This is a genomic window from Ruegeria sp. BG9 (assembly GCF_056538305.1).
The window spans coordinates 137,686-163,856 of the sequence record NZ_JBQFSY010000004.1 but is presented as its reverse complement, the minus strand read 5'-3'; the positions used below and the strand labels follow the sequence as shown (position 1 = coordinate 163,856).

Sequence of the window (26,171 nt, the reverse complement as noted above, 5' to 3'; positions counted from 1 at the left end):
TTTAGGCGGGGCGACTGCGTTGAAAAAAGTCCTTAGTGCCAATTCCTGCAAACATTCAAACAGATCGAATGCGTTTGAAACGCGTGTATCTACGATGGTGGAAAACCGACCCACATGCCAAAGAAAATGACTGCACAAAGGTCATTCGACCGCACAGGCGGCGCGATTTGTCCTGAAAGCTGGGGCAATGCCTCGCGGGTCGCCCTCCACCAAAGATCCGGGTGCTGCTCTAACCAGCCGGGGTGTGGTTAAGTCGTTATGACTCCCACTTAGGACGTCGCGAGAATTTGATCCGAATTCGCGCAGACAAGCTTGACCGCCGATGCTCCGATATCAATCCCGAGCTACATTCAAACCGCTTGCGTACAGAAACAAACAGAACTTGCCTGGCTATTGATCTTTTTAGCGCGCGCAAAGAATATGTAAAAGTAAGATAAGATCAAAGCGGCTGTGATCCGCAGGCAGACTGGCATGACCAAAATCAAGAATATGGAAGAGTTCGCGGCGCTCAGCGGAATATCGCGGCCCACGGTGTCCAAATACTTCCACGACCCCGATAGCGTTCGCCCAACGACGAGGGCGCGCATCGAAGAGGCGCTGGAGCGGTTTGACTATCGCCCGAATATCTATGCAGTGAACCAGAACCGGAAGCTGACCAAGAATATCGGCATCGTCGTGCCCTATCTGGCTGATCCGTTCTTTGCCGAAATCGCTCGGTATCTTGAACAGAGCTGTATCGCAGCCGGGTATCGGCCTTTCCTTTTCAGCGCTCACGGGGAACAAAAGCTGGAAAACGAAATTCTGGACGGTTTGCAATCCCTGAAACCTGCGGGTGTCTTGTTGGCGCCTTTGGGGCGTATCTCTGACAAGTCAGCGATCGAGAAATTCTGCGCCAGTGTGCCGACGGTTCTGTTCGACAGTAACCTCGACGGTTTGGGCGCGGCGTTTATCGGGTCCGACAATTTCAGCTTTGTGTCTCAGACCGTGGAATACATGACCCGCACGGGCGAGCCGCCCTCGTTCTTCGAAATGCGGACACCTGCAAACCCCAATGCCAACAAGCGGCGGAAGGCCTATGTCGAGGTGATGGAGCGTTTGGGCTTTGAGCCGCATGTGATCAAAATCGAAGGCACGGGCTGGGCCTTTGAGGAGATTGGTCGACAAGGTGCGCTCAAGGTTTTGGATGAACGCAAGTTACGCACGGATTCGGTTTTGTGCAGCAATGACCGATTGGCGATCGGCTTTCTGGCGGCCTGTTTTGAGCAGGGGATTCGCGTCGGGCGGAAAGAGGATTGTGCGCTGCGGGTGGCCTCAAACGACGACCATCCTTTTGCGAAATTCACATGCCCCTCCCTGACAACCGCGGCGCATGATTATGACAACGTGGCGGCCCGAAGTGTCGAAACGCTTTTCGAACTCATTGAAAACGGAGGGAAATTTGAGAAGCGGACGGAAACCCTCTTCCCGGCCCGATTGGTTCTCAGGGAATCCGCATAACGTCAAAAATTAACGCGCGTAAAGTTTTTATTGACGCCGCGACAAATCTTGAACTAGTCTTTCTGCACAGCATCCAAGCTCAGGGAGGACAGGGATGTACTTGAAACACGCACTTCGTGCGGCGACAGCTTTGACGTTCGTCGCGACGGCCGCGGCCCACGCACAATCCATCACGATTGCCACAGTAAACAACGGCGACATGATCCGGATGCAGGGCTATACCGACAAATTCACCGAAGCGACGGGTATCGACGTCGAATGGGTGACGCTTGAAGAAAACGTACTGCGCCAGCGCGTGACGACTGACATCACCACAAAAGGTGGTCAGTTCGACATCATGACCATTGGTATGTACGAGACCCCGATCTGGGGCGCAAATGGCTGGCTGGTTCCGCTGGACGGTCTGTCCGACGAGTACGACGTCGGTGACATTTTGCCCGCGATGTCGGGCGGTCTAAGCCATGACGGAACGCTGTATGCGGCGCCGTTCTACGGCGAAAGCTCGATGATCATGTACCGTACTGACCTGATGGAAAAAGCGGGCATGGAAATGCCTGAGGCGCCAAGCTGGCAGTTCATCAAAGAGGCAGCGGCGGCGATGACCGACAGAGACGCCGACATTAACGGAATCTGCCTGCGCGGCAAAGCCGGTTGGGGTGAAGGCGGCGCGTTCATCACGGCGATGTCCAACTCCTTCGGCGCGCGCTGGTTCGACGAAGATTGGAAGCCCCAGTTCGATCAGCCCGAATGGTCTGACACGCTGAACTTCTACGTTGAAATGATGACGGAATCCGGTCCGGCAGGCTATGCTACCAACGGGTTTAATGAGAACCTGTCATTGTTCCAGCAAGGCAAGTGCGGCATGTGGATCGACGCCACTGTTGCGGCGTCATTCGTGACCAACCCGGACGACTCGACCGTCGCGGACAGCGTTGGTTTTGCGCTGGCACCCGACACCGGATTGGGCAAACGCTCCAATTGGCTTTGGGCTTGGGCACTGGCCATTCCGGCCGGTACACAGCAAGAAGACGCAGCCAAGCAGTTCATCGAATGGGCAACGTCTAAAGACTATATTGAGCTAGTTGCTGAAAACGAAGGTTGGGCAAATGTACCGCCGGGCGCGCGCTCCTCTTTGTATGAGAACCCGGAATACCAGAAGGTTCCGTTTGCCAAGATGACGCTGGACTCGATCCTGTCCGCTGATCCAAACAACCCAACGGTCAAACCTGTCCCATATGTTGGCATCCAGTTCGCTGCGATCCCAGAGTTCGCGGGTATTGCGACACAGGTCAGCCAAGAGTTCTCGGCAGTCTACGCCGGACAGCAAACGGTTGAGGAAGCACTTGCCAAAGCGCAGGCCTTCACCGCCGAAGAAATGGAAGCCGCAGGGTACTGAGGCATCCTCCCACGCGGGCGGGCAGAAGAGCTGCCCCCCCGCTCACCCCTTCCACAACCCACATTTTTCTCGCAGGCTAAGCTACGCCTGAACAGAGAGGGTTTGCGTAATGGCTACTCAACATTCCCGATCCGTCGCGCGCCTGATGATGGCACCTGCAGTGGTCCTGCTGCTTGGCTGGATGCTCGTGCCCCTGACGATGACGCTGTATTTTTCCTTCAAGAAATATCTGCCCCTGCGCGGTGGCGATCTGGGCTGGGTCGGCTTCGACAACTACGTCCGGTTCGTATCGTCCAGCTCCTTCTGGCCCGCGGTTCAGGCAACGCTTGTGATCGTCGGAGGGGTTCTGGTCATCACCGTTATCCTGGGCATCCTCCTGGCGATGCTTTTGGACCAACCGATGTGGGGTCAAGGGGTTGTCCGCATCCTTGTGATTGCACCCTTCTTCGTCATGCCCACTGTGTCCGCGCTGGTCTGGAAGAACATGTTCATGGATCCGGTAAACGGCCTGCTGGCCCATCTGTGGCGCTTTTTCGGGGCCGAGCCGATCTCATGGTTGTCCGAGGCGTCGATGACCTCAATCATCATGATCGTCTCATGGCAGTGGTTGCCTTTTGCGACCCTCATCTTGCTGACCGCAATCCAGTCGCTGGACAGTGAGCAGTTGGAAGCGGCCGAGATGGACGGCGCGCCGGTCCTGAAGCGGTTCTACCACATCATCCTGCCGCATCTGAGCCGCGCGATCACCATCGTGATCCTGATCCAGACAATCTTCCTTTTGTCGATCTTCGCCGAGATCTTCGTGACCACCGGCGGCGCATTCGGCACCCGTACACTCACCTACCTGATCTTCCAGCGTGTGCTGGAAAGCCAGAATGTTGGTCTCGGATCAGCCGGAGGTGTCTACGCAATCATCTTAGCCAACATTGTTGCGATCTTCTTGATGCGCATCGTCGGCAAGAACCTGGACGCGTGAGGAGGTAAGAACATGGCCCGCGCTGTCACAACCCGCCGCAAATCGCTGAATACCGCCCTCGCTTGGGCCGTTGGTTTGCTGATCTTTTTCCCGATCCTCTGGACCATCCTGACCAGCTTCAAGACCGAGGCACAGGCGATCGCCAGCCCACCGCTGTTCCTGAACTTCAACTGGACGTTGGAAAACTACGCCATCGTGCAGGAACGGTCCGATTACATGCGGTTCCTGTGGAATTCGGTCATCATAGCCGGGGGCTCGACTATTCTGGGCGTCATCATCGCCGTCCCCGCTGCTTGGGCGATGGCCTTTGTGCCGTCCAAGCGCACCAAGGACATCCTGCTATGGATGCTGTCCACCAAGATGCTGCCTGCGGTCGGCGTTCTCTACCCGATCTACCTGCTGTTCATTCGGTTGGGCCTGCTAGATACACGCGGAGGACTGGTCGTCGTCCTGATGCTGATCAACCTGCCGATCATCGTCTGGATGCTGTACACCTATTTCCGCGAAATTCCGGGTGAGATCCTGGAAGCCGCACGGATGGACGGGGCGACGTTGAAAGAAGAAATTCTCTATGTTCTCACCCCCATGGCCATCCCCGGTATCGCCTCGACCGTTTTGCTGAACTTCATTCTGGCGTGGAACGAGGCGTTCTGGACCCTCAACCTGACCGCCGTCGACGCGGCTCCGCTGACAGCGTTCATCGCCAGCTATTCCAGCCCCGAAGGCCTGTTCTTTGCCAAGCTCAGCGCGGCCTCGACCATGGCAATCGCACCAATCCTGATCCTCGGCTGGTTCAGCCAGAAACAACTTGTCCGCGGCCTGACTTTCGGCGCTGTGAAATAAGGAACACGACACATGGGACGTATTCAACTCAAGTCCGTGACCAAAAGCTTCGGCGACGTACAGGTCATTCCACCGCTGGACCTGACCATCGAAGATGGCGAGTTCACCGTTTTCGTCGGCCCCTCGGGCTGCGGTAAGTCCACCCTGCTGCGTCTGATCGCAGGGTTGGAGGATATCACCTCGGGCTCGATCGACATCGACGGCGCGGATGCCACCGATGTCCCGCCCGCGAAACGAGGGCTGGCGATGGTGTTCCAGTCCTATGCGCTCTACCCCCATATGACCGTGCGCAAGAACATCGCCTTTCCTCTTCGGATGGCGAAGCTGGATCAGGCTGAGATCGATAAGCGGGTCGAAGGTGCCGCCAGCGTCCTAAACCTGACCGATTATCTCGACCGTCGCCCCGGCCAGCTGTCCGGCGGCCAACGCCAGCGGGTCGCCATCGGGCGCGCAATCGTGCGCGAACCTGCGGCGTTTCTGTTCGACGAACCTCTATCCAACCTCGACGCGGCACTACGCGTTGGCATGCGGCTTGAGATCAGCGAGCTGCATGAACGTCTAGCGACCACTATGATCTACGTGACCCACGATCAGGTCGAAGCCATGACCATGGCTGACAAGATCGTCGTCCTTCAGGCCGGAGTGATCGAACAGGTCGGCAGCCCGCTGGAGCTTTATCGTACACCTCGTAACTTGTTTGTTGCGGGCTTCATCGGCTCCCCCAAAATGAACTTCATCGAGGGTGAAGAGGCCGCAAAACATGGCGCTAAAACCATCGGCATCCGCCCGGAACATATCGCTGTTTCGGAAACCGAGGGCGAGTGGTCCGGGGTTGTCAGCGTCTCGGAACATCTGGGTTCGGACACCTTCTTCCACGTCCACGATACCGGACTGGCCGAAACGATCACGGTTCGCGCCGATGGCGAGGTTGGGTTCCGTCACGGGGATCGTATTCACCTGACGCCACGGGCCGACGTCATCCACCGCTTCGATGAAAAAGGACTGCGGATCGAATGACCCGTCTGAATGGCAAAATCGCTCTGATCACCGGTGCCGCGCGCGGCATCGGGCTGGCCTTTGCCAAATCCTATGTCGCGGAAGGCGCACGCGTTGCCATCGCGGATATCGACATCGAACGCGCCCAACAGGCGGCAGCCGAAATCGGCGCGTCCGCCATGGCCGTCGAAATGGACGTGACGAACCAAAAGAGTATCGACGGCGCCATTGCCCACACGGCATCGCATTTCGGCCCGATCGATGTATTGATCAATAACGCGGCGATCTTCACCGCCGCCCCGATTGTCGAGATTGAGCGCGCGGACTATGAGCGTGTCTTTGACGTCAACGTTGCCGGTGCCTTGTTCACCATGCAAGCCGTCGCGCGCCATATGATCGCACATGGCACCAAAGGCCGGATCATCAATATGGCGTCGCAAGCTGGGCGGCGCGGTGAGCCACTGGTCGCCGTTTATTGCGCCAGCAAGGCTGCGATCATCTCTCTCACCCAATCTGCGGGCCTGAACCTGATCGCGCACGGGATCAACGTGAACGCGATCGCGCCAGGTGTGGTGGACGGCGAACACTGGGACGGCGTCGATGCGTTCTTTGCCAAACACGAAGGTAAACTGCCGGGACAGAAGAAACGCGAAGTGGCCGCTGCCGTTCCCTATGGCCGCATGGGCCGGGCCGAAGACTTGGCAGGCATGGCAGTGTTTCTCGCCTCGGACGAGGCAAAATACATCGTTGCACAAACCTACAATGTCGACGGTGGAAATTGGATGAGCTGATGAACCCAGTGGCACACTCAAACCCTCTGATCCAGCTGCGGCAAGACAGGCTTGCAGACCTCCCAGCGACTGTCGGCACCCCTAACTATAAGCGTTCGGAGCTGACGCCGGGCATTGTTCATATCGGTCTTGGAAATTTCCACCGCGCCCACCAGGCGTGGTACATTCATCAGCTCTTGCAGCAGGGCCAAGCCTACGATTGGGGCATTATCGGAGCCGGAGTGCGCAGCTACGACGCTGAGATGCGTGAGAGGCTGTTGGCGCAGGATTGCCTGACCACGTTGATCGAGTTGGATCCACAAGGAATATCCGCAGAGGTCATAGGCCCGATGATCGACTATCTGCCGATTGAGGCAGGTAACGCAGCACTCATCCGCCGGATGGCGGATCCATCTATCCGAATTGTGTCCCTGACTGTAACCGAGGGCGGCTATTTTCTGGATGCCAACACCGGCATGTTCAACTTGGATCATGAAGACATACGGCACGACGCCGAGAACCCGCACCAGCCACGCACAGTATTCGGTGCGATGGTCGAGGCATACAGGCAAAGACGTGAGAATGGATTGGACCCGTTTACGGCGCTTAGCTGCGACAATCTTCAGGGCAACGGCGCAATTCTAAAAACCTGCATTGTTGGTTTGGCACGTATGGTCGACGCGGACCTGGCCGACTGGATCGCCCAAGAGGGCGCATTCCCGAACTCGATGGTGGATTGCATCGTACCCGCAACGACTGAGCAGGTCATTTCGCAATGCAGGGCGCTTGGAATAGACGATCGCGCTCCGGTCTCGCATGAGAATTTTCGGCAATGGGTCGTCGAAGATGATTTCTGTGCCGGGCGACCGCCCCTGGAACAGGCTGGGGTAACGATGACCCACGATGTTCACGGATATGAAATGATGAAATTGCGCATCCTGAACGGAGGGCACCAGCTGCTTGCCAATATTGGGGAAATTCTGAACGTACCGACAATTTCAGACTGCATGCAGGATCCGGACATCGTAGCGTTTTTCAAGAAGGTTCAATCCGTAGAGATCTTGCCCTATGTCGAAGCCGTTCCAGGCACCACGGCAACTGAATATCTTGGATTGGTTGAAAAGCGATTTGCAAACAGCACCATCCGCGACACGACACGTCGCGTGGCATTTGATGGGTCTTCACGACATCCGGGGTTCTTGCTGCCGTCGTTGCGCGATGCCCTTGCCTCCGGCCGTTCTCTAACTGGTTTGGCTCTGGCCGAAGCGCTCTGGTGCCGGATGTGCGCAGGCGTTCGTGAAGACGGTTCGGAAATTACGCCAAACGACCCCAAATGGGAGCATTTGCAAAACACTGCTCGGGCCTCCGCGTCCGACCCGAAAATGTGGATCGATCAAAGCCAGTACTATGGGGATCTAGCCAACAACACACGGTTTGCAGAAGCTTTTTCCGGTTGGCTGACCGCAATCTGGCAAGTTGGTTGCCGGGCAGCGGTAACCGACTACGCCACCTCATAGGCAAAGCGACACTAGTCGTGCCGCGCAATGGGCGTAAACTTCCCTAACGCTCATTGAGCGGAACCGTAGTTGCACTCAGTTCAATTCGGCCAGAAAGGAGTTGGCCTTTTCCAGATGCTTCTCTTTTGTTTCCAGCGACATCCTATCGCCTGTGCGACACATCATGGCCCAACGCGGATTTTTTGAAAGCGTGTCTTTGTGTTTGAAAATGAAGCGCCAATATAAGCCGTCCCAAATCTCGGCCCATTCGCCTTTGCCCCAATGACTCATCTTCCGAATGTAATTTGATCCTGAAAAATAAGGCTTGGTCGTGATCAGCCCACCATCCGCGTTTTGGCTCATTGCATAAACGTTTGGAACCATGACCCAATCGTAGCTGTCCACGAACATTTCCACGAACCACCGATAGACGTCGTCTGGCTTGATTTCACACAAGAACATAAACCCGCCGAGAACCATCAGCCTTTCGATGTGGTGGCAGTAGCCGGTCTGCAGGATCCGCCTGATCGTATCGTCAATCGGATCTATCCCAGTTGTGCCGTCATAGAAGGACGAAGGCATTGGTCGTTTGTGACGCCAATGATTGGTTGTGCGCATACGTACGCCCAAATCTTCATAGGTGGCGCGCATGAACTCTCTCCACCCTATGATCTGACGGATAAACCCCTCTACAGAGTTGAGTCGCGTATTCTTGCGCTGGGCATGGTCCAGAGTTGCGTCAATGACTTGCCTTGGCGTAATCAAGCCAATGTTCAATGCTGGCGTAAGGACGGCATGCCAAAGCCAGCTTTCGCCTTCAACAATCGCATCCTCAAAGTCACCAAACTGCTCGAAACGCCGTTCCAAAAACTGGTGAAGCCACGCCAGTGCAGCCGCGTGCGAAGTTGGATAATAAAGGGTATCGAGATGTCCGCGCGCGTCGGGAAATTCAGACAGAACGTTGTCTTTCGCCGCTTGGTCCACACCGTCGTGCTGCGGCCAGTCGATCCAAGGCAAGCTTTGTAGCAGGGCTTTTGGAACCTTTTTGCGATTGTCTTCGTCAAAACTCCACTGGCCACCCAATGGCTGATCGTTCTCAAGCAAGATGTTCAATCGGCGTCGCTGGCTTTTGTAATATTCCGCCATAAACCAACGTTTTCGACCGTCAGACCAAGCCTGATTGCTGGCACGCGTATTCAGAAAGCCGGGCGAAGGCAGGAATTCAACGGTAACTCCAGTGGCTTGCGAAGCCTCACTTAAACGCTTTTCAACGACTGAATCGACGGGATCAGCCATCACGACCCGAGAAATCTGATCCAGAGAAAGCCGTTCGAACAAATGCTGGCAAGCTTTGGTAGAGCGCTCATACTCAAAGAGGTCAACATCAAAGCCCTTGATCTCGAGCTCTTGGCGATACCTGGCCATGCTCGCCCTATGGAGCCAGAGCTTCTGCTTGTGCATTTTGGCGGGATACAGCGGGTCCCCGAAGAACAACGGATCTTCGAACAAGATCACCTTTTGCAGCGGCATTTCAAATGCGGGGTGTTCTGCAAAAATTTGATTTGGAAGCACAATTGCAGCATATGTCACGGCGTTTTCCCGATTTGGTTTACACGGCTAGCAGGTTAGATTCAGGAGCTGCATTATGGACGGGATCTTCTTCTTGAAGCCAAAGAACCCTGCTTTGGCGTGTGGCCACGCGTGCGCATCATAAGGGCGCCAGATACGATGCAGATGAATGCCGGCCTCGTTCAGCTTTGGTTCGGCACGGTCCAAGCGCACCCGAGTCGGACCGATAGGACAATTGGGGGTGACAATCGTATCAACTTTGTTTGTTTGGGCCGTCCTGATCAGGGGCTCGGACCAATCGTCCTTGGCTTGTCCAATCTCTCCAAACGGCGAAAGTGCGCTATTCATTGCGTGTTCGACAAAAGCTAATGGCAAGTCATCGACCTGACCAGGCGAACGACCATCTGTGGCCAGCAGACCGACCACTCCTGTGGGGCGAAGTGATGTGATATCTGCTGCGGACATGTCTTCCTCTGTCACCAGCAGCAGATACGGCTTTGAGAAGGGTTTTTCTGACTGCGGGCGGATTTCGAAGCGCGGATGATCTGTCGCTTCAACCAGCGGCTCGGCAACGTTGGCCAAGCCTTGGGGTTGAAACCGTCCATCGGTGTATTTCGCGATATTGTCGGCGCGCGCGAGATAGGTTTTTCCCTTTGTGTGGAGACCCGCCACCCAACGCCAACTTAGAGTATTTGATGCCGGATCGCCGTCGACAAGGTGGCGCATGAAGACATCTGCGCCCAGTTCCCAAGGGAGTCTGAGCGTGAAAATCCAAATTGAGGCCACCCACATCCTCACGTGGTTATGGAGATACCCCGTCGCGTTTAACTCGCTCATCCAGTGATCAAAACACTCGATACCCGTATGTCCAGAGACAGCATCCCGATACGCCGCATTCAATGTTGCATCGTTTTCCAAACGCTCCAATTGCGCCACCAAGTTTCTTTGGTAGCTAAACCAAACACTTGGACGTTGCTCCAACCAGCCTTTGAAATACGTGCGCCAAAACACTTCGTGAATGAACTTGTCGGCAACCTTTTCACCATGTGCGGACAGAACGCGTGACAGAACCTCTTCCTCAGTTAGCAAGCGGTGCCGCAGCCAGGGCGAGAGAGTGGATACATTGCCGCGTCGGTCGGGGCCAAAGTCATAATTTCGACTTTGCGCATAGTCGCGTCCAGCGCGGGGCACAAATTGCTCCAAACGCTTCATGCCTGCGGCGCGCGTAGGTTCGAACTGCAGCTGTTCAAAAGCCTTACCCACTACAGGAACCTCCAAAGTCATGCAGCAGCCTTGCAGCGTTTCGAGCAGTATTTGACGTCATCCCAGACCTTCTCCCACTTCTTGCGCCACACGAAGGGACGTTGGCAGACCGGACAAATCTTTTGCGGAAAATCCGCCTTCTTGCGCATCTTCACGTGAGGTCTCCGAACGGTAGATCAAGTTGAGCTGCATTCCGCAGTGTTCTGGTTTTTCTTTTACGAGAGCGTTCGGCCTTTCTGCTTGCGTGTTTTGTAGCGATTGCGTGCGCTCGATCGCGAAATTCCGGCCCGCACCTCACTGCCCACACCTTTTCTCGCGCCGCCTTTGCCGCCGCCAGATGGTCAAAGACGCGCACAGGGTATTTTCGGTCAAGAACCGCGCCTGCGTTGTCCGCGTTCCATGGATCATGCAGATGTGCATCCGGTATCTCTGCCAGTTCTGGCACCCACCGACGAATGAATATGCCGTTCGGATCCTGATCCAGGCCTTGTTTGACGGGGTTGTAAATACGGATGGTGTTGATGCCGGTTGTGCCAGATTGCATCTGGACCTGACTCCAATGGATACCGGGCTCATAGTCGGTGAACATCCTTGCCAGATGCAGGCCCGGTGAACGCCAATGCAGCCACAAGTGATAGCTCGCAACTGCCATCACCATGGCTCGCATGCGGAAATTCAACCAACCTGTCGCGCGCAGAGATCGCATGCAGGCGTCCAAGAAAGGATACCCTGTCTCACCTGTTGACCAAGCTTGTAGAAGCGCCGCATCCGGTTCCTTGGGGCGCAAGCCATCATAGAGCGGGTGAAGGTTTTCGAACTCTATTCGCGGTTCGTCCTCCAGCTTTTGAATGAAATGACAATGCCAGTGCAAACGCGCTGAAAAGGATCGCATCGATTTCTGCCACTTCCCTGCACCTGCGGGAAGCGTGCGTCGCGCATTTTCCGTCTGTTGCGCAATTTCGCGAACAGAGATCGCGCCCCATGCAATATAGGGAGACAGCCGCGAACATGTTGTCGCGCCACTCAAGGGGCTGGACATTGCACGTTGGTAGTCAATACTCCTGTTGTCCAAAAAGCTCTTCAAGAGCCCCAGCCCCACTTGACGTCCACCCCTTTGCCGACCCTTACATACGGCCCCTGCAAGGCCCAGATCTTTGCTGCTTGGGAGCGCACCAAGCTCTATGGGCAAGGGCGCAAGCTGCGGCGCCTTTTCTGTTGGTCGCGACATCTGCGAATCCCAATGGTTCGCCCAGCCGTCTCGTGACTTCAGTCGGCGGATAACACCGTGGTTCTGAATCTCATGCCAAGGGACACCTGCGTCACGACACCAGGCAGCGACATCTTGATCCCTGCGATAAGTCCAATCGTTGCCCGTCTCCTCGTGTGACCATAGGGCCTCCAGAAAACCTTTTGTTTTCAATTCCGTAAGTGTCTCAATCGCCGTCCCGATACGAACAACCAGTGGCTGTCCTAATTGAGCAGTCGCCTCCCGCAATTCCGCAAGTGTCTCGGAAACAAAGCTCCATTGTCGTTCTGAGGCATCGGGCTGCAGCCAAAGCTCGGGTTCAACAACATAGAGCGGCAACACCGGGCCAACCCTGGCCGCATGTGCCAAGGCCGCATGATCCAAAACACGGAGATCTCGCTTGAACCAGACGACTTGCAAATCCGTACACCTCACCCAAGCCATTCCTTGAGTGCATACGCGTCATGGGATGCAACGGATCAGAAAAAGTGCTGATTTTGCAGAGCGATCGCGACATCTTTGCCTGCAGGTCGGCGACTGCAAGTAGTGCCCGCTTTTGCGCTTTTCCTCAGTTTTATCGCTGGCAATAAAGCGCGACAAAATCGCTCTTTACCAGACATGGAAGGACGGCTTAGCCCGCGTCCGCAACCTAACTTACTCCACAATCTTGCGGGTGTAACGAATGTCAGTTTTGGCGGGTCGCATTGTAGCAATTGAGGTTGTTGGCCCATGGCAGGAAAAGGCTGCACGTGACGGAAAACGGATCAGCCAATTCTCCCAAGTTTTTTTTTACAAGCCGTATGGCAGTCAGTTGAGAATATCCGCTATTGCACCGATCAGGTTCAGAACTTCGTTCGTTCGTCGATCTACCTCGTAGACATAGTTTCCGGCCCGCACATAGTATCCGTTTCTTTTCAGACCATATCTGTAGGGATCGTTGATGCGCACATAGCCATCGTAGATGTAATCCCCAGCTCGGTATCGTTTGACTTGTCCGGGTGGGACGCACGGAACTGCTTTTTTGGCCAAGCCCGGTGGGCAATGTCCTGCTTTTGATTTCACTAGAACAGGATGCATAGCATTGTGGGACCCAACAGTCTTTCTAAGATCAAGAGACTGGACGTCAAAACTCGCACTCGCAACCGGCCCGGTTTGCATTACGAACACCGTCGCTGTGATTGCTAGAGCCGTTTTCATCCATTTGCCTCCTTTAACTGCGTCTTCCATTTATGATCCCCGTCGGGATTTGGCCAATGCAATAGGCGGAGACTGGCTTACCGCTGAAGTCTCCCACTATGACGCGATGGTTCGTTGGCACGACAGCCTCACCTGACGACCTTTCAAACCGCAAAGTTGGAATGGGGTAATTGAAGGAGCGCACGGCCGGACAATTCGTTTGTTCTTATTTCGTAAACAACATTAACCGAACGTGAACAGTGTATTCGCAGTGGGTTCAAACAACTTTAGGCATACTGACTAAGTTGGATCGAACGAGACGTACATCGTTTGACGAAAACAAGGGGAACAAAATGGTCAAGCCTGCCTTTATGACTGAAGATCGCAGCACTGAAATTGCGATGAGGACCTCTAGCGAATCTGCTGAAGAGCGCCTGCAAACCACAATGAATTCGAGCAATAGCCGCTTCCCTCCTATTGAAAACGCACTGACAGAGATCATAAAAAACAAGCGGCTATCCGAGGCTCACCAGAACGTCTGAAGACAAATCAGCTGACCCCCCCGACAATTCTCGATTATCGTCCTAAACATGGGAATTGTAACACAAATCCCGCCCCAAATTGGGGCGGGATTTTCTTGTTGCGCATCGCAATCATCAAGAGTTTGCGCCTAGCAGGCCGACTAGGTCGACCTGCCAACTTGGTATCCGAAAGGCTCGCCGGCGCTCCAGCCTTCAGTTCATCCTGAAGTGGAAGCGGGCGATGGCCAGTAAGCCTCAGGTCACAGTCCCAGCAGCGCTTTGACCTGTTCCTCAACCGCATCGGTGACAGGCTTGTTGGCAGCGGCTTCCAGGGCCTCACGTTCAGCCAGATCTTGCTCTTCAACAAGTTCTGTCAGCTCTTCCACTTCTTCAACGGCTTCATTGTATTCAATGGCTGCCTGTCTCTCGTCATTCAAAGTCTGAGCTTCATCGATCGAAGCGTCCAATTCAACTTGGGCCTCTTCTAGCTGTGCTTCGATATCCGGGTCGCTACCGCCCGCGTCCTCCAAAGCCTGTTCAAGCTCTGCGACTGTGTCCCGATTGGTTTGAACCTCACCCAATGCGACTTCCAAGTCATCCTCGATTTCTTGAACTGTACGATCTGGCTCTTCCAGTCCCTCGAGAAACTCCAACTGTTCTTCCAGTTCCTCACGCAAGGGTTCTCCGGCCAGCACAGTGTCGCGGTACGTGGCAATTCTGCCAACCCGTGAATTGGGCGCAGCATTGGCGAGGGCCGTTGGACTTGCATTGGCCGCGTTCAGGGCACCCAACTCGGACGGATGTGCACCAAGCAGCGCAGCCATACGATTACCTTTGGTGCGGGAAACAGGGCGCTTGGACTCTTCTACAATGACAGTCTGACGAACCGTTCTTTGCACCTTGGCCTTTTGCGTTCGAACGGTTGTCGTTTGGCGGGTTTTGCCATTCCCGTTGAACAGATCTTTCAGAGAGAACCCTCCGCCTTTTTTCGTACCTGACCGAGCAGACTGAGACTTTGTTTTCCCTTGTCCGAATATCCCGACTCTGGTGCCGCCACGGCTTTTGTCGGCCCCGTTGCCACGGTTACCATTTCCAGCCGAGCTGTTGTCTCCGCGATCTCCCTGAGCGCCGTTGCCATTCCCGCCGCCGTTTCCATTGCCTCCGCCATTGCCGCCGCTGTTGCCGTTTCCGCCGCCATTGCCGTTGCCGCCGCCGTTACCACCACCGTTTCCACCGCCATTGCTGCCACCATTACCGTTGCCTGGTTTGGCATAAGCAAAATCAGGAGCTGCGACGGTGGCTACAATGGCCGTGGACCCCAACAAGGCAATCGCGATCGTCGAAGCTTTTAGCAGTCCGCACTTGGTGGTTTTCATTTTCAATCTCCTCAAAACCTTCAGCAACGGCAATCAGCGTGCTGAGGTTGACCACAGTGTTTCGGCAGTATGACTCGCAGTCGAATCAAAGCCCTTGCCACTGATTTAACTTGAGGTCGCTTGAACGCAGGGCTAACTGCTTGTTCATCATCGGTTCATGTCTGGCCTAGTAGTCTTCAATGAAGGTGTTTGAGGGTGTTATGCAGGCCAAAGCGTTTTTTGTGGTTGCAGCTTTGCTAACCGCCTTGTCCGGGGGACAAGCGGCGGCAGATGCACGCGAACTCAAACAGTCTGAACTGCGCATGGCGACGTTGTCAGGCAGTGCAATACGGCTGAACCGTGTCATCAAAGGCGTGAAGAAAGCATACGGCGGAACCCCTGTTGATGCGCGCGCATTCAAAACAGACAAGATCTACTATCGTATTCTGGTCAAAAAGCCGGGCGGAAAGATCGTCAGCGTGATCGTGAACGCCGAAACCGGCACAGTCGTCTCAAACCGCTCGAGTACCGGTCGCGAGATTTCAGAAGCCGCACGCAATTCAACCAAATCCAAAAGCAACAACGGTCAGAGTGCCTCTGCCACCCGTGGAAACAGTGCAGGTCGAAGCAATGCGGGCGGCAACGGCGGCGGCAATGGCGGTGGCAATGGCGGCGGCAACGGTGGCGGCAACGGTGGCGGCAATGGTGGCGGCAATGGCGGCGGCAACGGTGGCGGCAATGGCGGCGGCAACGGTGGCGGCAATGGCGGCGGCAATGGCGGCGGCAACGGTGGCGGCAATGGCGGTGGAAAAAATTAGAGTTAAGATCGCGCTGATTTAGCTGTAGTCTCTGGATATGCGAATACTCCTTGCTGAAGACGAACCCCAGCTTTGTGAGCAAGTCAAAAAGCTATTGGGTGCGGAAGGTCGCGTGGTCGACGTGGCCCACAATGGTACAGATGCCCTGCATCTGGGGTCGACTGAACCGTACGACATGATCATCCTCGACATCGGCCTGCCTGAGCGTGACGGCATTTCGGTCCTTCGCGAATGGCGCAGCGCGGGCGTCAAGACACCGGTTTTGATCCTGACTGCCAGAGATGGCTGGAGCGAACGCGTCGACGGCCTAGATGCCGGCGCGGATGACTATATGACCAAGCCGTTCCACATGCCTGAATTGGCGGCACGGGTACGGGCCATCTTGCGACGTCAGAGCGGTCAGTTGAACCCCGTGATAGAGATGGGAGAGGTTTCTCTGGATACGCGGAATGGTCGGGTCACCGTTGGGGGCATACCTGTCGATTTGACCGCGCAGGAGATCGCCGTTCTGACCTATCTGGCGCACAACATCGGTCGCATGGTGTCGCGTACTGAGCTGTCGGAACACATTTACGAATATGACGGCGACAGAGATTCCAACACGATTGCAGTATTTGTGACCCGCCTGCGCAAAAAACTGGGCTCCGATTTGATCACAACCGTCCGGGGTCGCGGCTATATGATTGATTCCGCCTAATGCTCTCGTTGCGCCAACGGGCATTACTCGGAGGTATCGCTTCGGGAGCGCTGTCCGTAGGGGTCGGTACGCTGATGGTGTTTTCCTACATCAATACGCGCGTTCTGGAGCAGTTCGACGCAACGCTACAAGACCGGCACACGCAGGTTGTTGTTGGCCTCAGCGCCACCACGGATGACCCTGAAACCCTGCGGCAGTTGGTATTCGACCCGGCCTATAGCACGCCATATTCGGGGCGGTATTGGCAAGTAACGGACGGTTCTGGCGCCATCTATACATCTGCGTCACTCTTCGATGAAACGATCGCCGAGCCTCCGCGCGGAAATGACGAAACAATCATTTGGAACACCTCGGGTCCAGATAGCGAAGCCATTCGTAGCGTCTATCAAAAGATCACGTTCGAAGACGGAACGGAGTGGGGCGTAACTGTCGCCGAAAGCAGGAGCGAATTGATCAACGAACGCGGCGCTGCGCAAAGATACCTTCTCCCAGTTTTCGGATTAGTTGGGTTGATCGGAGTGGCAAGTTCTCTTTTGTTGATGTCCGCCATTGTTGGCCCGCTCCGGAAATTGCGCGCCGATGTCGCCCATCGCTGGGATCGAGGCGATGAGCTGACCCCCGAAGACTACCCGGAAGAGGTTTCGCCCCTGGTGGAAGATCTCAACAAACTGCTGCATCGAAACCGCGAGATTGTCTCAGGTTCGCGAAGACAAGCGGCCGATCTGGCGCATGCGCTCAAGACACCGACGGCCATCTTGCGAAACGAATTGGCGGAACTGGCAGACGCCGGAGCACATACGGAACCCGCGGAAGAAGCCCTAACCCGAATTGACGCCCAGCTTAGCCGTTCACTCGCGCGCATGCGCGCATCAAACACAGGAGAGTTAACGCATTCCAGGACAGACCTTTCGAACTCGGTCGAACGACTGTCTCGGCTGTTCTCGGTCATGGCGGAACGTGAGGGGAAGACGCTTGTTTCGAATTGCGAGGCTGGTCTTCATGTTCGCATGGACCCACAGGACATCGAGGAAGTGATCGGGAACCTCCTCGACAACGCCCTCAAGTGGAGCCGAACGACATTCCAAATCACTGCGAGGCGAACGGATAGCGGCATCGAACTTCGCGTCGAGGACGACGGCCCCGGAATCCCAGAGGAGGCCCGGCTTGAGGTTCTGCGTTCCGGCGGTCGACTCGATACCTCTGTAAAAGGAACAGGGCTGGGGCTGCCTATTTCCGTTGATTTATTGGCCGCCTACGGTGGAACGCTGGAACTTGGAACATCGAAGCGCCTGGGGGGCTTGGCCTGTGAGGTGAATATTGGGCGCGAGACACATAGCCAATAGATAAGCAAAGTGGCGACAGTGTCCTACCGCGTCGCCACACGGCGCCAGCCCTTCGAACGAGACGTGATCGGTCCTGATACTCGGCAAATAGTTTGGGAGCGCGACGATCTAAAAATGGCAAAACCCCACCCCAATATGAACTTCGAATGGCAGACCTGACGTCAGTTGCATGTCGCAGCAATGGCAGGTCGCAAGCATTCGTCGATAGCGTGTCGCCATGATTCAGAATCAAGATTGCAGAACGACACTCTTGAATCTCCTTCCCGATCACGCAGCCCATCGACTTTGCTGGCAATAACCGTGCGCCCGGCGGCGAGCGCTTCGTCCAAGACCAATCCGTACGCCTCCCACCGTGACGGAATCGCGACGACATCGACGGCTTGATAGGCTTCTGCCGGGTCCTCGGCGTGGCCCCTAAATTCGATGCGCGGATCACCTTCTGCCAACGCCTCAAGGTATGAACGTTGACTGCCTTCACCAAAGATCAACAAGCGCGCGCCCGGCGTTCGGGTTGACCGAAAACCCTGAATCAGGATGTCGAACCCTTTCTGCTGTTCCAAACGCCCGATGGCACCAATTGTGGTCTTTGACTTGGGAGGCATAGTGTTGCGCGACAACTGCTCAAGATCAACGGTCGGAGGAATGACAGCCAGTTTTTCCGAAGCAGCCAGGCGTCGTTCCTTCATCCAATCCGACTGCGCGTGGCTGACCGCGACCACCTGATCGAAGAAGGCATAGATCACCCGCAGCATCGCGAAGAACCGGCGCTTGTGTGGGACATTCAGGGCGGTGAATGCCCGGGTGTAACTGTGTTCGATATGGACCAGTCGAGTGTCCAGATGCATTGCGCGAAGCGATGAGAACGCGGGCAGCCTTCTCCAACTTGGTACGACGTGGGACACGATGACATCCGCATTCAGTTTGCCCCAAGAAAATGCGGTCCGTTTGACCTTCAACACCTTTTGCTCGACCGCGCCGGACAGATCTGATTGCGCCAAAAGATGGTCGAGCATCCGCATCACGCCACCCGCTGTGGTGTCGTCTACCAAGTGGAGGATCTTTTTCTGTTCCATTATGACGCCTCTCTCAGATCGATTGCAGTTTGGATTTCATTTGTGCCACCCGGGTGATCGGGCCGGGTCCAAATGTTTTCAACGCAAGGGCTGCGGCGAAAGTGCTGAACGATTTCATAGGTTCCTCCAAAACCGGGCGGGGGCTTTCCTGGATGCTTCGCGCAAACAACTCCCAAGCTGTGTCCCGGTCGAGGTTGGTGATGGCCCGCCGCGCCAGATAGCGCAGCTGATAAGCGCGGGCCGAGGGTTCGTGCCGGGCGAAGAATTCAGGGTTCAGCGGGCGCAGCTTCGCGACCATCCGCTCCCACGCCTCCAACTGGCGATCCAAAGCCGCCGAAAGCCCGCCTGCGTTGATCCGGTAGTGGGTCAGCAGCCCCGGAACGCCTTCAATCTGCCAATCGGTCTTCAGCATCAGCCGCATCCAGCATTCAATATCCTCGGACTGCCGGAAAGTCTCATCGAAGACCCAATCCCGCTCGGTTTCAAAGCTCGGGCGGTAGGCCAGAGCCTTCAGCACAGTCTTTCGTATAACGGCCGCCGATCCGTTGCCGATCGGGTTGCGGTTCAGAACATGTGCTGCGGTCACATCCTTCAGGCGGGGTGCTTGTTTGATCCCCATCGCGCACCCCGCCTCGTCGATCAAGGCACTGCCAGAGTAACTAACCCCCACATCCGGTTCGGCCTTGAGATGGTGAATATGAGCCGCCAGCTTCTCGGGCATCCACAGATCGTCGGCGTCGCAAAAGCCGATGAACGTACCCCGCGCGGCAGCGATGCCGGTATTTCTGGCCCCCGCCAGCCCGCGATTGGCTTGCCCGACAAGTCGTACGCGCGGGTCGCATTGGTGCGTGCTGGCAATCCCGGCGGTCGCGTCCTGCGATCCGTCATCGACGATGATGATTTCGAAATCGTCATAGGTTTGCGCCTGCAGCGAGGCGAGCGTTTCGGCCAAGGTTGCTTCGGCATTGTAGGCGGGTACGACGATGGATGCTGTGGGCATGGTGATCTCCTTCAGAATTCTCATGAAAACAACGCGCGTTTGATCGCTTGCGGCAGGATCGGGGCCAGTGCGGCCCCTGCTGCTGTGGGCAGTCCTCGGCGCAGGGGCAGCAGGAAACTGCGCGCATGCAGGCTCAAGCCTTTGTGTGTGTAAGACAGCGCCTGACCCTGATGCCCCAACCGCAACGCCCGGCGGGCGAGATAGCGCAGATAGACGGCCTCGGACGACCGCGACGGGAACACGCCATATGATGCGGCTGTTTTCACCGCGTAGGCCCGTCCAGCACGCATCGCGTTCAAGTCCGAGGACAAGCCCCGGGCGCTGGTGCGATACCAGACCTGAAACTGATCCACCCCTTTGATGGTGAACCCTTCGCCTGCGAGGCGGATCAGCAGTTCCAAGTCTTCGTTATGCACCGTTCTCATGTCCAACCCGCCGACCGCGTTGAAGACCTCACGGCGGATCGAAAGATTGGACATGGTGCAGACCGGATTCTCGGCCAACAGGTCCTGAATGGTCAGGGGTGCGTCAGGAACGGTCGAGCCTGTCCGAGAATCTCCCGGCTGATGGGCGAAGAACCGGATCTGCCCAAAAACCGCATCCGTCGAGGCGGGTTGGAAGGCTTCGTCTAGCTGCGCCAGCTTATCCTTGTGCCACAGATCATCCGCGTCGCAGAACGCTAGTATGTCCCCCCTGGCCAGTTCGGCCCCATAGTTGCGGGCAGCGCTTGGGCCATCGAAGGGGCTGCTGGCGACCCGGATACGGTGGTCTTGCGCAATGTGATCTAGCACGATGGACAGGCACGCGCTTGAAGGACGGTCGCCGACGCAGATCGCCTCCCAATTCGTGAAGCTTTGCGAGCGAATGCTGGTCAGCGTGTCGGCAATTGTATCCGCATCGGTGTGAAACGGCACGATAATCGTAAAGTTGGTCATTGGAAGCCGAGCCTTTCTCTTGTTTTGTGATCCCGAGGCAGCAGCACCCAAGAGGCCGTTAGCATCACGGCAGCACTCGTAAGCAGGTACCCAGTCGCCACTGGCATCAGCCCGAAAGGCGCCATGATCGCAGTGTTGAGGATCAATGCGAAGGCCAAGGCCGCGCTGACCCATAGCTCGGTAACCGCGCGGTTCTCGGACCGCAGCCATCCGGCCACGGCTGACCAGATGACGCTGGGCAATGCGGCAAGGCACAAGACCGAGACCACCGGTGAAATCTGTTGCCACTCCGCCCCTAGCAGCAGCGGCACATAGACCGGCGCAAGCGCGGCTTGCAGCAAAACCAACGGGCTCAGCACCAGGAGGGACGTGCCGAGCCCATGACGCAGCGCCTTGGTTTTGTCCGGGGCTGCGCAAAGATGTGGGAAAAGAACGACTGAAAAGGCCTGCGTGAACGATGTCGCCAAGCCGAGCCCAGCGTTGAAAGCCATGAAGTAGATACCAAGGCTCTCGGCCCCCAGCATCGCGCCGACGACAAGCTTGTCGGCCTGCAGACGCAGAACTTTGACGATCTCGACCCCCAGAACGGCCCAGCCGAAGCCAACAAAGGGGCGAAGGGCGGCAAATCCTTGTTTGGTATCCGACGCCCAAGGGCGGAGGCGGCGCATTAGGACCAGCCAGATCGGAGCAGCCAGCAAGCGGGGCAGCACCAACGCCAGCGGCGAGGCCCAGAGCAGCGCCAGTAGCGCCGCCATGACATTCGCACCAACCACCTGCCCTCCGGTAATGGCGGCGGTCTGCTGCAGCTTGCCCTCGCGCATCGCAAGCGCGGCCTGCACCAGACCGGCGGGCATGAACAGGTACTCTCCGGCCAGAATTGCGAGCAGCAGCGCCAGCGTCTCGTGACCTATCGCGTGGAGGAACGCAGCGATAGCCAGTTGCAGCAAGAACAGCGCCCCGCACCAGACCCAGAAGATACGATGCGCGGTGTTGCAGCGTTGTTCCAGCTCGGCCTGAGGGGCTTGGATGATCCTCTGCCCTACGCCGTTCTCGGTCAGCGCCTTGAGGATATCCCCTGCCGCAAGGGCGGCAGCAGCCAGACCGATTGCCTCGGGGCTGAGGCTGCGGGCCACGACGACAACGACCACAAGACGCGACGCCTTTGCAGCTACTTCGGACGCCGCATAGGCCAGCAAGTGCCGCAAGAAACCGGAATGTGCCAATCGCTGAGTCATGTCGCCAAATGTCCAAAACAGTGTTGGGATCAGTTCTAATTGGCCGCGACTTCCCTGTACCAGACGCGGGCGGACAGCCAGACGAACCATCCGGTGAGCGCCCTATCCGAATGGGATAAACGGCAATCCCGATGCCGGTCTGACGCATATCAAGACACTGCTGTAGCTGTGGACGCAGTTCAGGAGAGTTCAAAATGACACGACATTTCAAAGTTTTGGTATTAGGAGCCGTCAGCGCGATTGCACTGTCGGGTTGCAGCAGCATGAAGACCCCGCGCAACATCGAACCCGTCGCAAAGGGCGACAGTTATCAAGCTCAGTACCGTGCCCCATTGCGGCGCCGGGCAAATGCGCCCTTGCTGCAAGCGGAACATATGAACGGGCGCGCCTGTATGCCCCAGACCAGGGATCAGGGTGCAAGTGCTTTTGCCAAATGGTCACAGCCAACCCTTAGCCCTCTACTGGGCGAGAAGCTCTCGCGCAATGACATGGTGCAGATCACCATCGACGGGGATGAGCTTCTCAGCGACACCTATGTTGTATCCCGCGACGGCGACCTGAAGCTGCCCTACCTACCGCCGGTGCGTGCGCAGGGTCGTACGACCGAGCAGGTAGAGCGGGATGTCGCCCGCGTTCTAGTGGCGGCACAGTTCTATGACAGTACCCCGCGTGTCACGGCGCGCATCAGCGATTTCGCCTCGGTTACTGTCGGCGTGAAAGGCGCAGTGTTTGAGCCCCACTCGGTCGAGATCGGAGGCACCCCAGGCGACTCACTGGATCGAGGACGCCAGGGTGTGCTGGGCGCCTCGACCGAGGCGCGCAACCTCTCGGTCGCCATTCGCGCTGCCGGAGGTGTGCGCCCTGATGCGGATCTGTCAGCGGTCGAACTGCACCGGCAAGGCACGATCTACCGGATGGACCTACGCGGCGTGTTCGAAGGCTCAGACCCGACCGACATCATGCTGCTGACCGGGGATCAGATCGTGGTCAACAGCCGAGGGTGTTTCCAGGATGATCTTATGCGCCCCAGCCCGATCAGCCCGCCCGGCGTGACGCTTTACATGTCCAACCTCACACAACCTGCAACTGGCAACGCAGAGTCGGCTATTGGACGCGACGTGCGTGAGGTACCCTATGGCACGCGCTACCTGCAGGCCGTCGTCGATACCAATTGCGTCGGCGGAGCCAAGACAACCAACGCCAATCGCAGCGCGGTCCTGTTCACCCGTAACCCGATGACCGGGAACTCGATCGTCATTGAACGCAACATCGAAAAGCTGCTGCGACGCGGGGATCGGGATGACTATGACCCCTATGTTTTGCCGGGTGATGCGATCGCCTGCTACGACAGCAAGGCAACCGGCCTAACCGAGGTCGCCCGCGCGGTTGGCATCGTCGGCGCAGCGGCACTGCTAGCCCCCTAATTCAATCCCGAGCGGGCGATGCTTTCGCCCGCTCCCAAGCGGTAGAAACTGCGGCGAGTTTGTCAGTAATGTCTTTGTGTTCTTTGACCGCAGTCTCTACCGCAATTAACGCCTCGCGAAATTCTTCCGCGCCGAAGGTTGCCGCGCTGCCAGCCAGTTTGTGACAAGCCTGAGCGATTTGGGTCAAATCTGACTGGTCAATTTCACCGGTTTCGAGCTGTTCAACGAACTCATCCCCTTCGACAATGAACTTGGCATGCAGACGGCCAAAGACTTCGGGCCCGAGGCTGTCTCTTAACTCAGCCAACGGATCAGGCTGCGCATGCCCTGAAATCTGGCCGTCGGTTCGGGTGACCACCGAAAGCGCCTTGCGCAGAGCATCAAGCGAGATTGGTTTGCCAATGAAAGCTGTCATGCCAGCGGCACGAAAGGTTTCGACCGCGTCTGGCAGGACATTGGCCGACACTGCGATAATCGGCACATCTGTCGACTGCCCCTGGCCATTGCGGATGTGGCGTGCAGCGGTTGGTCCATCCATCACCGGCATGCTGATATCCATCAGGATCGCGTCGAACCGCTGACTGCTGGCCTTTTCGACGCCGACCTGCCCATTTTCCGCTGTCGTTACACAATGACCGTCCAGCGCCAGCATGTTGCAGATGACCTCGAGGTTGATCTCGTTGTCTTCGACCACCAACAAGTTCAGAGGGCGAACGGTCTCGGTATTGATCTGAGCAGCTTCTAGCAGTTGGTCGCGCGCCCACGGCTGCAACGGTATCCGCAGCCAGAAAACACTGCCTTCGCCCAATGTGCTTTCCGCCCCGACCTCACCGCCCATGGCCTGCGCGAACCTACGGGCAATTCCCAGGCCAAGCCCGGTTCCTCCGACCGTGCGACCGATAGAGGGATCGCTGGTGTAGAAGTCATCAAAAATGGCGTCGATCTCATCATCGGCGATGCCAGCCCCGGTGTCGATCACACGCACTTCGTATACATGTGCCTTACCCTGATCTTCAGGTTCACATCTTTCGACCTCAATAGAAACACGGCCATTTTCGGTAAACTTGATCGCATTACCCACGAGGTTCAGCAGAATTTGCCGCAACCTTTGCCCATCAGTCGCGACATGCGGATAGGCTCCACCCACCCATTGCCAAGAGATTGAGTTGCCGCGCGAGGCCGCATTGCCGCTTTGACCATCCACTAGGTCCTGCAGCATCGCGTTCAGGTCGGTTGGCTCGTGCGCGACTGACAGCTTGCCGGCCTCGAACCGAGCAATATCCAGCACCGCATCCACATGGTTTTGCAGAACCTGGCCCGAGATCTCCATGTTGCGGACAAACTGAGACTGCTGTTTGGTCGTGCGTGTATTCTTGAGTAGGGTTAGGTTGCCCAGCAGCCCGTTCAACGGGGTTCTGATCTCATGGCTCATAACAGTCAGAAAATCCGACTTTGCCTTTTCCCCGGCAAGTGCACGGTCGCGGGCCGAGACAAGCTCTTTCTGATCCGCAACGCTTTGTGAGATATCGCGGACGAAACCGATTACGATTTCCTCGTCCCCGGCCTGGGCAGATTGCAACGCAAGTTCGACGGGAAAGACCTCTCCATTCTTGCGCATCGCCTCAAGCTGGACGCGACCCTTGCCAACGACGTGGCGGGCGCCTCCGCTCTGCATCCGCTCCATGCCTTCATCATGGGCTGCGCGTAGATGCGAAGGCACAATCAATTCGCCGATCGAATGCCCTTTGGCCTCTGCCTCGGAATACCCGAAAATCGCCTGTGCGGCCGCGTTGAACTCCAGCACTGTGCCAGCGGCGTTTACCACGATCACGGCATCCAATGAGGTCGACAGGATAGTATTCATGCGTTGGTTCGCCTGCTGAATCGCCTGCCCCCGCCGATCAGCTTTGCGGTTGACCGCCAAGAGGTAGGCGCTGACCGCAGTCAGCGTCAGGAACAAGCCACCCGACAAAACGGCCAGTTGAAACAGGCTGAGCGCGGTTTCCTCACGGCGCTGATCCGACTGGCTTGCAAAGTACGAAATCGCCGAGACAGAAAGCTCTCGCACCTTCGGAGCGATCTCCTGCGCGCCGTCATAGAGATCCGGCAGCCCCGCACTGAGCCCAGGATCCCCAGCGTCAATCGTGGGCACCGAGGCCTCCAGATAGGTGGAGACATCGTTCAGAGGTTCGGCGAATTTCGGGTCACTTCGCAGCGTTTCAAACAGACGCGAGGTGTCCAGAATGTCGATACGGCTGTACAAGAGATCGAAACGGCGGCGGACAAGGTCCAGGTTTTCGGTGCTTCGCCTCGCATCCGATACGCCCGCCTCAAGCGCGTTAAGGTAGAAAAGAAACTCGACCTCGACCTGCGTCAGTGTCCATTGCACGTTATCTGTCCGGGCTGACTGCCGGTCGCGCAGGTCGGATATCACCTTGACAGACAGCAACACGACCAAAGCAAGGGCACCCAGAACGGCGATGCCGACGAGCCCGAAAGCCCACCGGCGCCGCGAGTGGTTTTGGAAACTTCTTGTCAATGT

General features: G+C 56.7%; 23 protein-coding genes. 12 read left to right on the top strand and 11 right to left on the bottom strand.

Annotation, left to right across the window (positions count from 1 at the left end; genetic code table 11):
• The first annotated feature begins 471 nt into the window (after window positions 1-471).
• From ACR0I8_RS08580 to ACR0I8_RS08550, 7 genes are all read left to right on the top strand, one after another.
• A complete protein-coding gene (locus ACR0I8_RS08580; RefSeq protein ID WP_170552113.1) occupies window positions 472-1,497 on the top strand; it encodes a LacI family DNA-binding transcriptional regulator in 1,026 nt (341 codons plus the stop codon).
• A 94-nt stretch (window positions 1,498-1,591) separates the two neighbouring features.
• Window positions 1,592-2,893, top strand: a complete 1,302-nt coding sequence (locus ACR0I8_RS08575) for an ABC transporter substrate-binding protein (RefSeq protein WP_170690787.1) — start codon at window positions 1,592-1,594, stop codon at window positions 2,891-2,893.
• A gap of 109 nt (window positions 2,894-3,002) precedes the next feature.
• Window positions 3,003-3,869: a carbohydrate ABC transporter permease gene (locus tag ACR0I8_RS08570; RefSeq protein WP_170375757.1), complete on the top strand. Its 867-nt coding sequence runs from the start codon at window positions 3,003-3,005 to the stop codon at window positions 3,867-3,869.
• Between the two features lie 12 nt (window positions 3,870-3,881).
• Window positions 3,882-4,712 carry a carbohydrate ABC transporter permease gene (locus ACR0I8_RS08565; RefSeq protein WP_068333782.1) on the top strand — a complete coding sequence of 277 codons (831 nt, stop codon included), beginning with the start codon at window positions 3,882-3,884 and terminating at the stop codon, window positions 4,710-4,712.
• Window positions 4,713-4,724: 12 nt separating this feature from the next.
• The gene (locus tag ACR0I8_RS08560; RefSeq protein WP_170375758.1) at window positions 4,725-5,729 is read left to right on the top strand and encodes an ABC transporter ATP-binding protein; all 1,005 of its coding nucleotides are present in this window, start codon (window positions 4,725-4,727) and stop codon (window positions 5,727-5,729) included.
• Window positions 5,726-6,499: an L-iditol 2-dehydrogenase gene (locus ACR0I8_RS08555; RefSeq protein ID WP_170690789.1), complete on the top strand. Its 774-nt coding sequence runs from the start codon at window positions 5,726-5,728 to the stop codon at window positions 6,497-6,499. The genes ACR0I8_RS08560 and ACR0I8_RS08555 overlap by 4 nt, the downstream gene beginning before the upstream one ends.
• Window positions 6,499-7,995, top strand: coding sequence for a mannitol dehydrogenase family protein (locus ACR0I8_RS08550; protein WP_170690791.1), 1,497 nt, complete (start codon window positions 6,499-6,501; stop codon window positions 7,993-7,995). The genes ACR0I8_RS08555 and ACR0I8_RS08550 overlap by 1 nt, the downstream gene beginning before the upstream one ends.
• Before the next feature lie 75 nt (window positions 7,996-8,070).
• Here ACR0I8_RS08550 and ACR0I8_RS08545 read toward each other — a convergent pair whose 3' ends face one another.
• From ACR0I8_RS08545 to ACR0I8_RS08525, 5 genes are all read right to left on the bottom strand, one after another.
• Entirely contained in the window at window positions 8,071-9,564 is a 1,494-nt protein-coding gene (locus tag ACR0I8_RS08545) for a cryptochrome/photolyase family protein (protein ID WP_170690793.1), read from the bottom strand.
• A 27-nt stretch (window positions 9,565-9,591) separates the two neighbouring features.
• On the bottom strand, window positions 9,592-10,632 hold the full coding sequence (locus ACR0I8_RS08540; protein WP_480703023.1) for an FAD-binding domain-containing protein: 1,041 nt from the start codon (window positions 10,630-10,632) through the stop codon (window positions 9,592-9,594).
• Window positions 10,633-10,823: 191 nt separating this feature from the next.
• On the bottom strand, window positions 10,824-10,955 hold the full coding sequence (locus ACR0I8_RS08535; protein WP_170376052.1) for a DUF2256 domain-containing protein: 132 nt from the start codon (window positions 10,953-10,955) through the stop codon (window positions 10,824-10,826).
• 2 nt (window positions 10,956-10,957) lie between these two features.
• Window positions 10,958-12,496: an FAD-binding domain-containing protein gene (locus tag ACR0I8_RS08530; RefSeq protein WP_170690796.1), complete on the bottom strand. Its 1,539-nt coding sequence runs from the start codon at window positions 12,494-12,496 to the stop codon at window positions 10,958-10,960.
• Window positions 12,497-12,859: 363 nt separating this feature from the next.
• A complete protein-coding gene (locus ACR0I8_RS08525) occupies window positions 12,860-13,279 on the bottom strand; it encodes a hypothetical protein (protein ID WP_480525628.1) in 420 nt (139 codons plus the stop codon).
• A 302-nt stretch (window positions 13,280-13,581) separates the two neighbouring features.
• Here ACR0I8_RS08525 and ACR0I8_RS08520 point away from each other — a divergent pair, with 302 nt between their 5' ends.
• On the top strand, window positions 13,582-13,770 hold the full coding sequence (locus ACR0I8_RS08520; RefSeq protein ID WP_170375770.1) for a hypothetical protein: 189 nt from the start codon (window positions 13,582-13,584) through the stop codon (window positions 13,768-13,770).
• A gap of 239 nt (window positions 13,771-14,009) precedes the next feature.
• Here the strand turns inward: ACR0I8_RS08520 and ACR0I8_RS08515 are convergent, their stop codons facing one another.
• Complete coding sequence (locus tag ACR0I8_RS08515; RefSeq protein WP_170690580.1) at window positions 14,010-15,125, bottom strand: hypothetical protein; 1,116 nt, start codon at window positions 15,123-15,125, stop codon at window positions 14,010-14,012.
• Between the two features lie 179 nt (window positions 15,126-15,304).
• On the opposite strand from ACR0I8_RS08515, the gene ACR0I8_RS08510 reads away from it, so the two are divergent.
• From ACR0I8_RS08510 to ACR0I8_RS08500, 3 genes are all read left to right on the top strand, one after another.
• Window positions 15,305-15,922, top strand: a complete 618-nt coding sequence (locus ACR0I8_RS08510) for a PepSY domain-containing protein (protein WP_480525624.1) — start codon at window positions 15,305-15,307, stop codon at window positions 15,920-15,922.
• 37 nt (window positions 15,923-15,959) lie between these two features.
• Window positions 15,960-16,619: a response regulator transcription factor gene (locus ACR0I8_RS08505; protein ID WP_170642565.1), complete on the top strand. Its 660-nt coding sequence runs from the start codon at window positions 15,960-15,962 to the stop codon at window positions 16,617-16,619.
• 74 nt (window positions 16,620-16,693) lie between these two features.
• Window positions 16,694-17,962, top strand: coding sequence for a sensor histidine kinase (locus ACR0I8_RS08500; protein ID WP_170690799.1), 1,269 nt, complete (start codon window positions 16,694-16,696; stop codon window positions 17,960-17,962).
• Window positions 17,963-18,123: 161 nt separating this feature from the next.
• Here ACR0I8_RS08500 and ACR0I8_RS08495 read toward each other — a convergent pair whose 3' ends face one another.
• From ACR0I8_RS08495 to ACR0I8_RS08480, 4 genes are read right to left on the bottom strand one after another with little or no spacing between them, the layout of a single operon-like run.
• Entirely contained in the window at window positions 18,124-19,035 is a 912-nt protein-coding gene (locus ACR0I8_RS08495; RefSeq protein ID WP_170690801.1) for a glycosyltransferase family 4 protein, read from the bottom strand.
• 13 nt (window positions 19,036-19,048) lie between these two features.
• Window positions 19,049-20,035, bottom strand: a complete 987-nt coding sequence (locus ACR0I8_RS08490) for a glycosyltransferase family 2 protein (RefSeq protein WP_170690803.1) — start codon at window positions 20,033-20,035, stop codon at window positions 19,049-19,051.
• Window positions 20,036-20,055: 20 nt separating this feature from the next.
• Entirely contained in the window at window positions 20,056-20,970 is a 915-nt protein-coding gene (locus tag ACR0I8_RS08485) for a glycosyltransferase (protein ID WP_170690805.1), read from the bottom strand.
• Window positions 20,967-22,205, bottom strand: coding sequence for an oligosaccharide flippase family protein (locus tag ACR0I8_RS08480; RefSeq protein WP_170690807.1), 1,239 nt, complete (start codon window positions 22,203-22,205; stop codon window positions 20,967-20,969). Before ACR0I8_RS08480 ends, ACR0I8_RS08485 begins: the two co-directional genes overlap by 4 nt.
• Before the next feature lie 194 nt (window positions 22,206-22,399).
• Between ACR0I8_RS08480 and ACR0I8_RS08475 the strand changes: the two genes are divergently transcribed.
• Window positions 22,400-23,629 carry a polysaccharide biosynthesis/export family protein gene (locus ACR0I8_RS08475; RefSeq protein ID WP_170690808.1) on the top strand — a complete coding sequence of 410 codons (1,230 nt, stop codon included), beginning with the start codon at window positions 22,400-22,402 and terminating at the stop codon, window positions 23,627-23,629.
• Between the two features lies 1 nt (window position 23,630).
• Here the strand turns inward: ACR0I8_RS08475 and ACR0I8_RS08470 are convergent, their stop codons facing one another.
• Window positions 23,631-26,168: an ATP-binding protein gene (locus tag ACR0I8_RS08470; protein ID WP_170690810.1), complete on the bottom strand. Its 2,538-nt coding sequence runs from the start codon at window positions 26,166-26,168 to the stop codon at window positions 23,631-23,633.
• Between the last annotated feature and the right edge of the window lie 3 nt (window positions 26,169-26,171).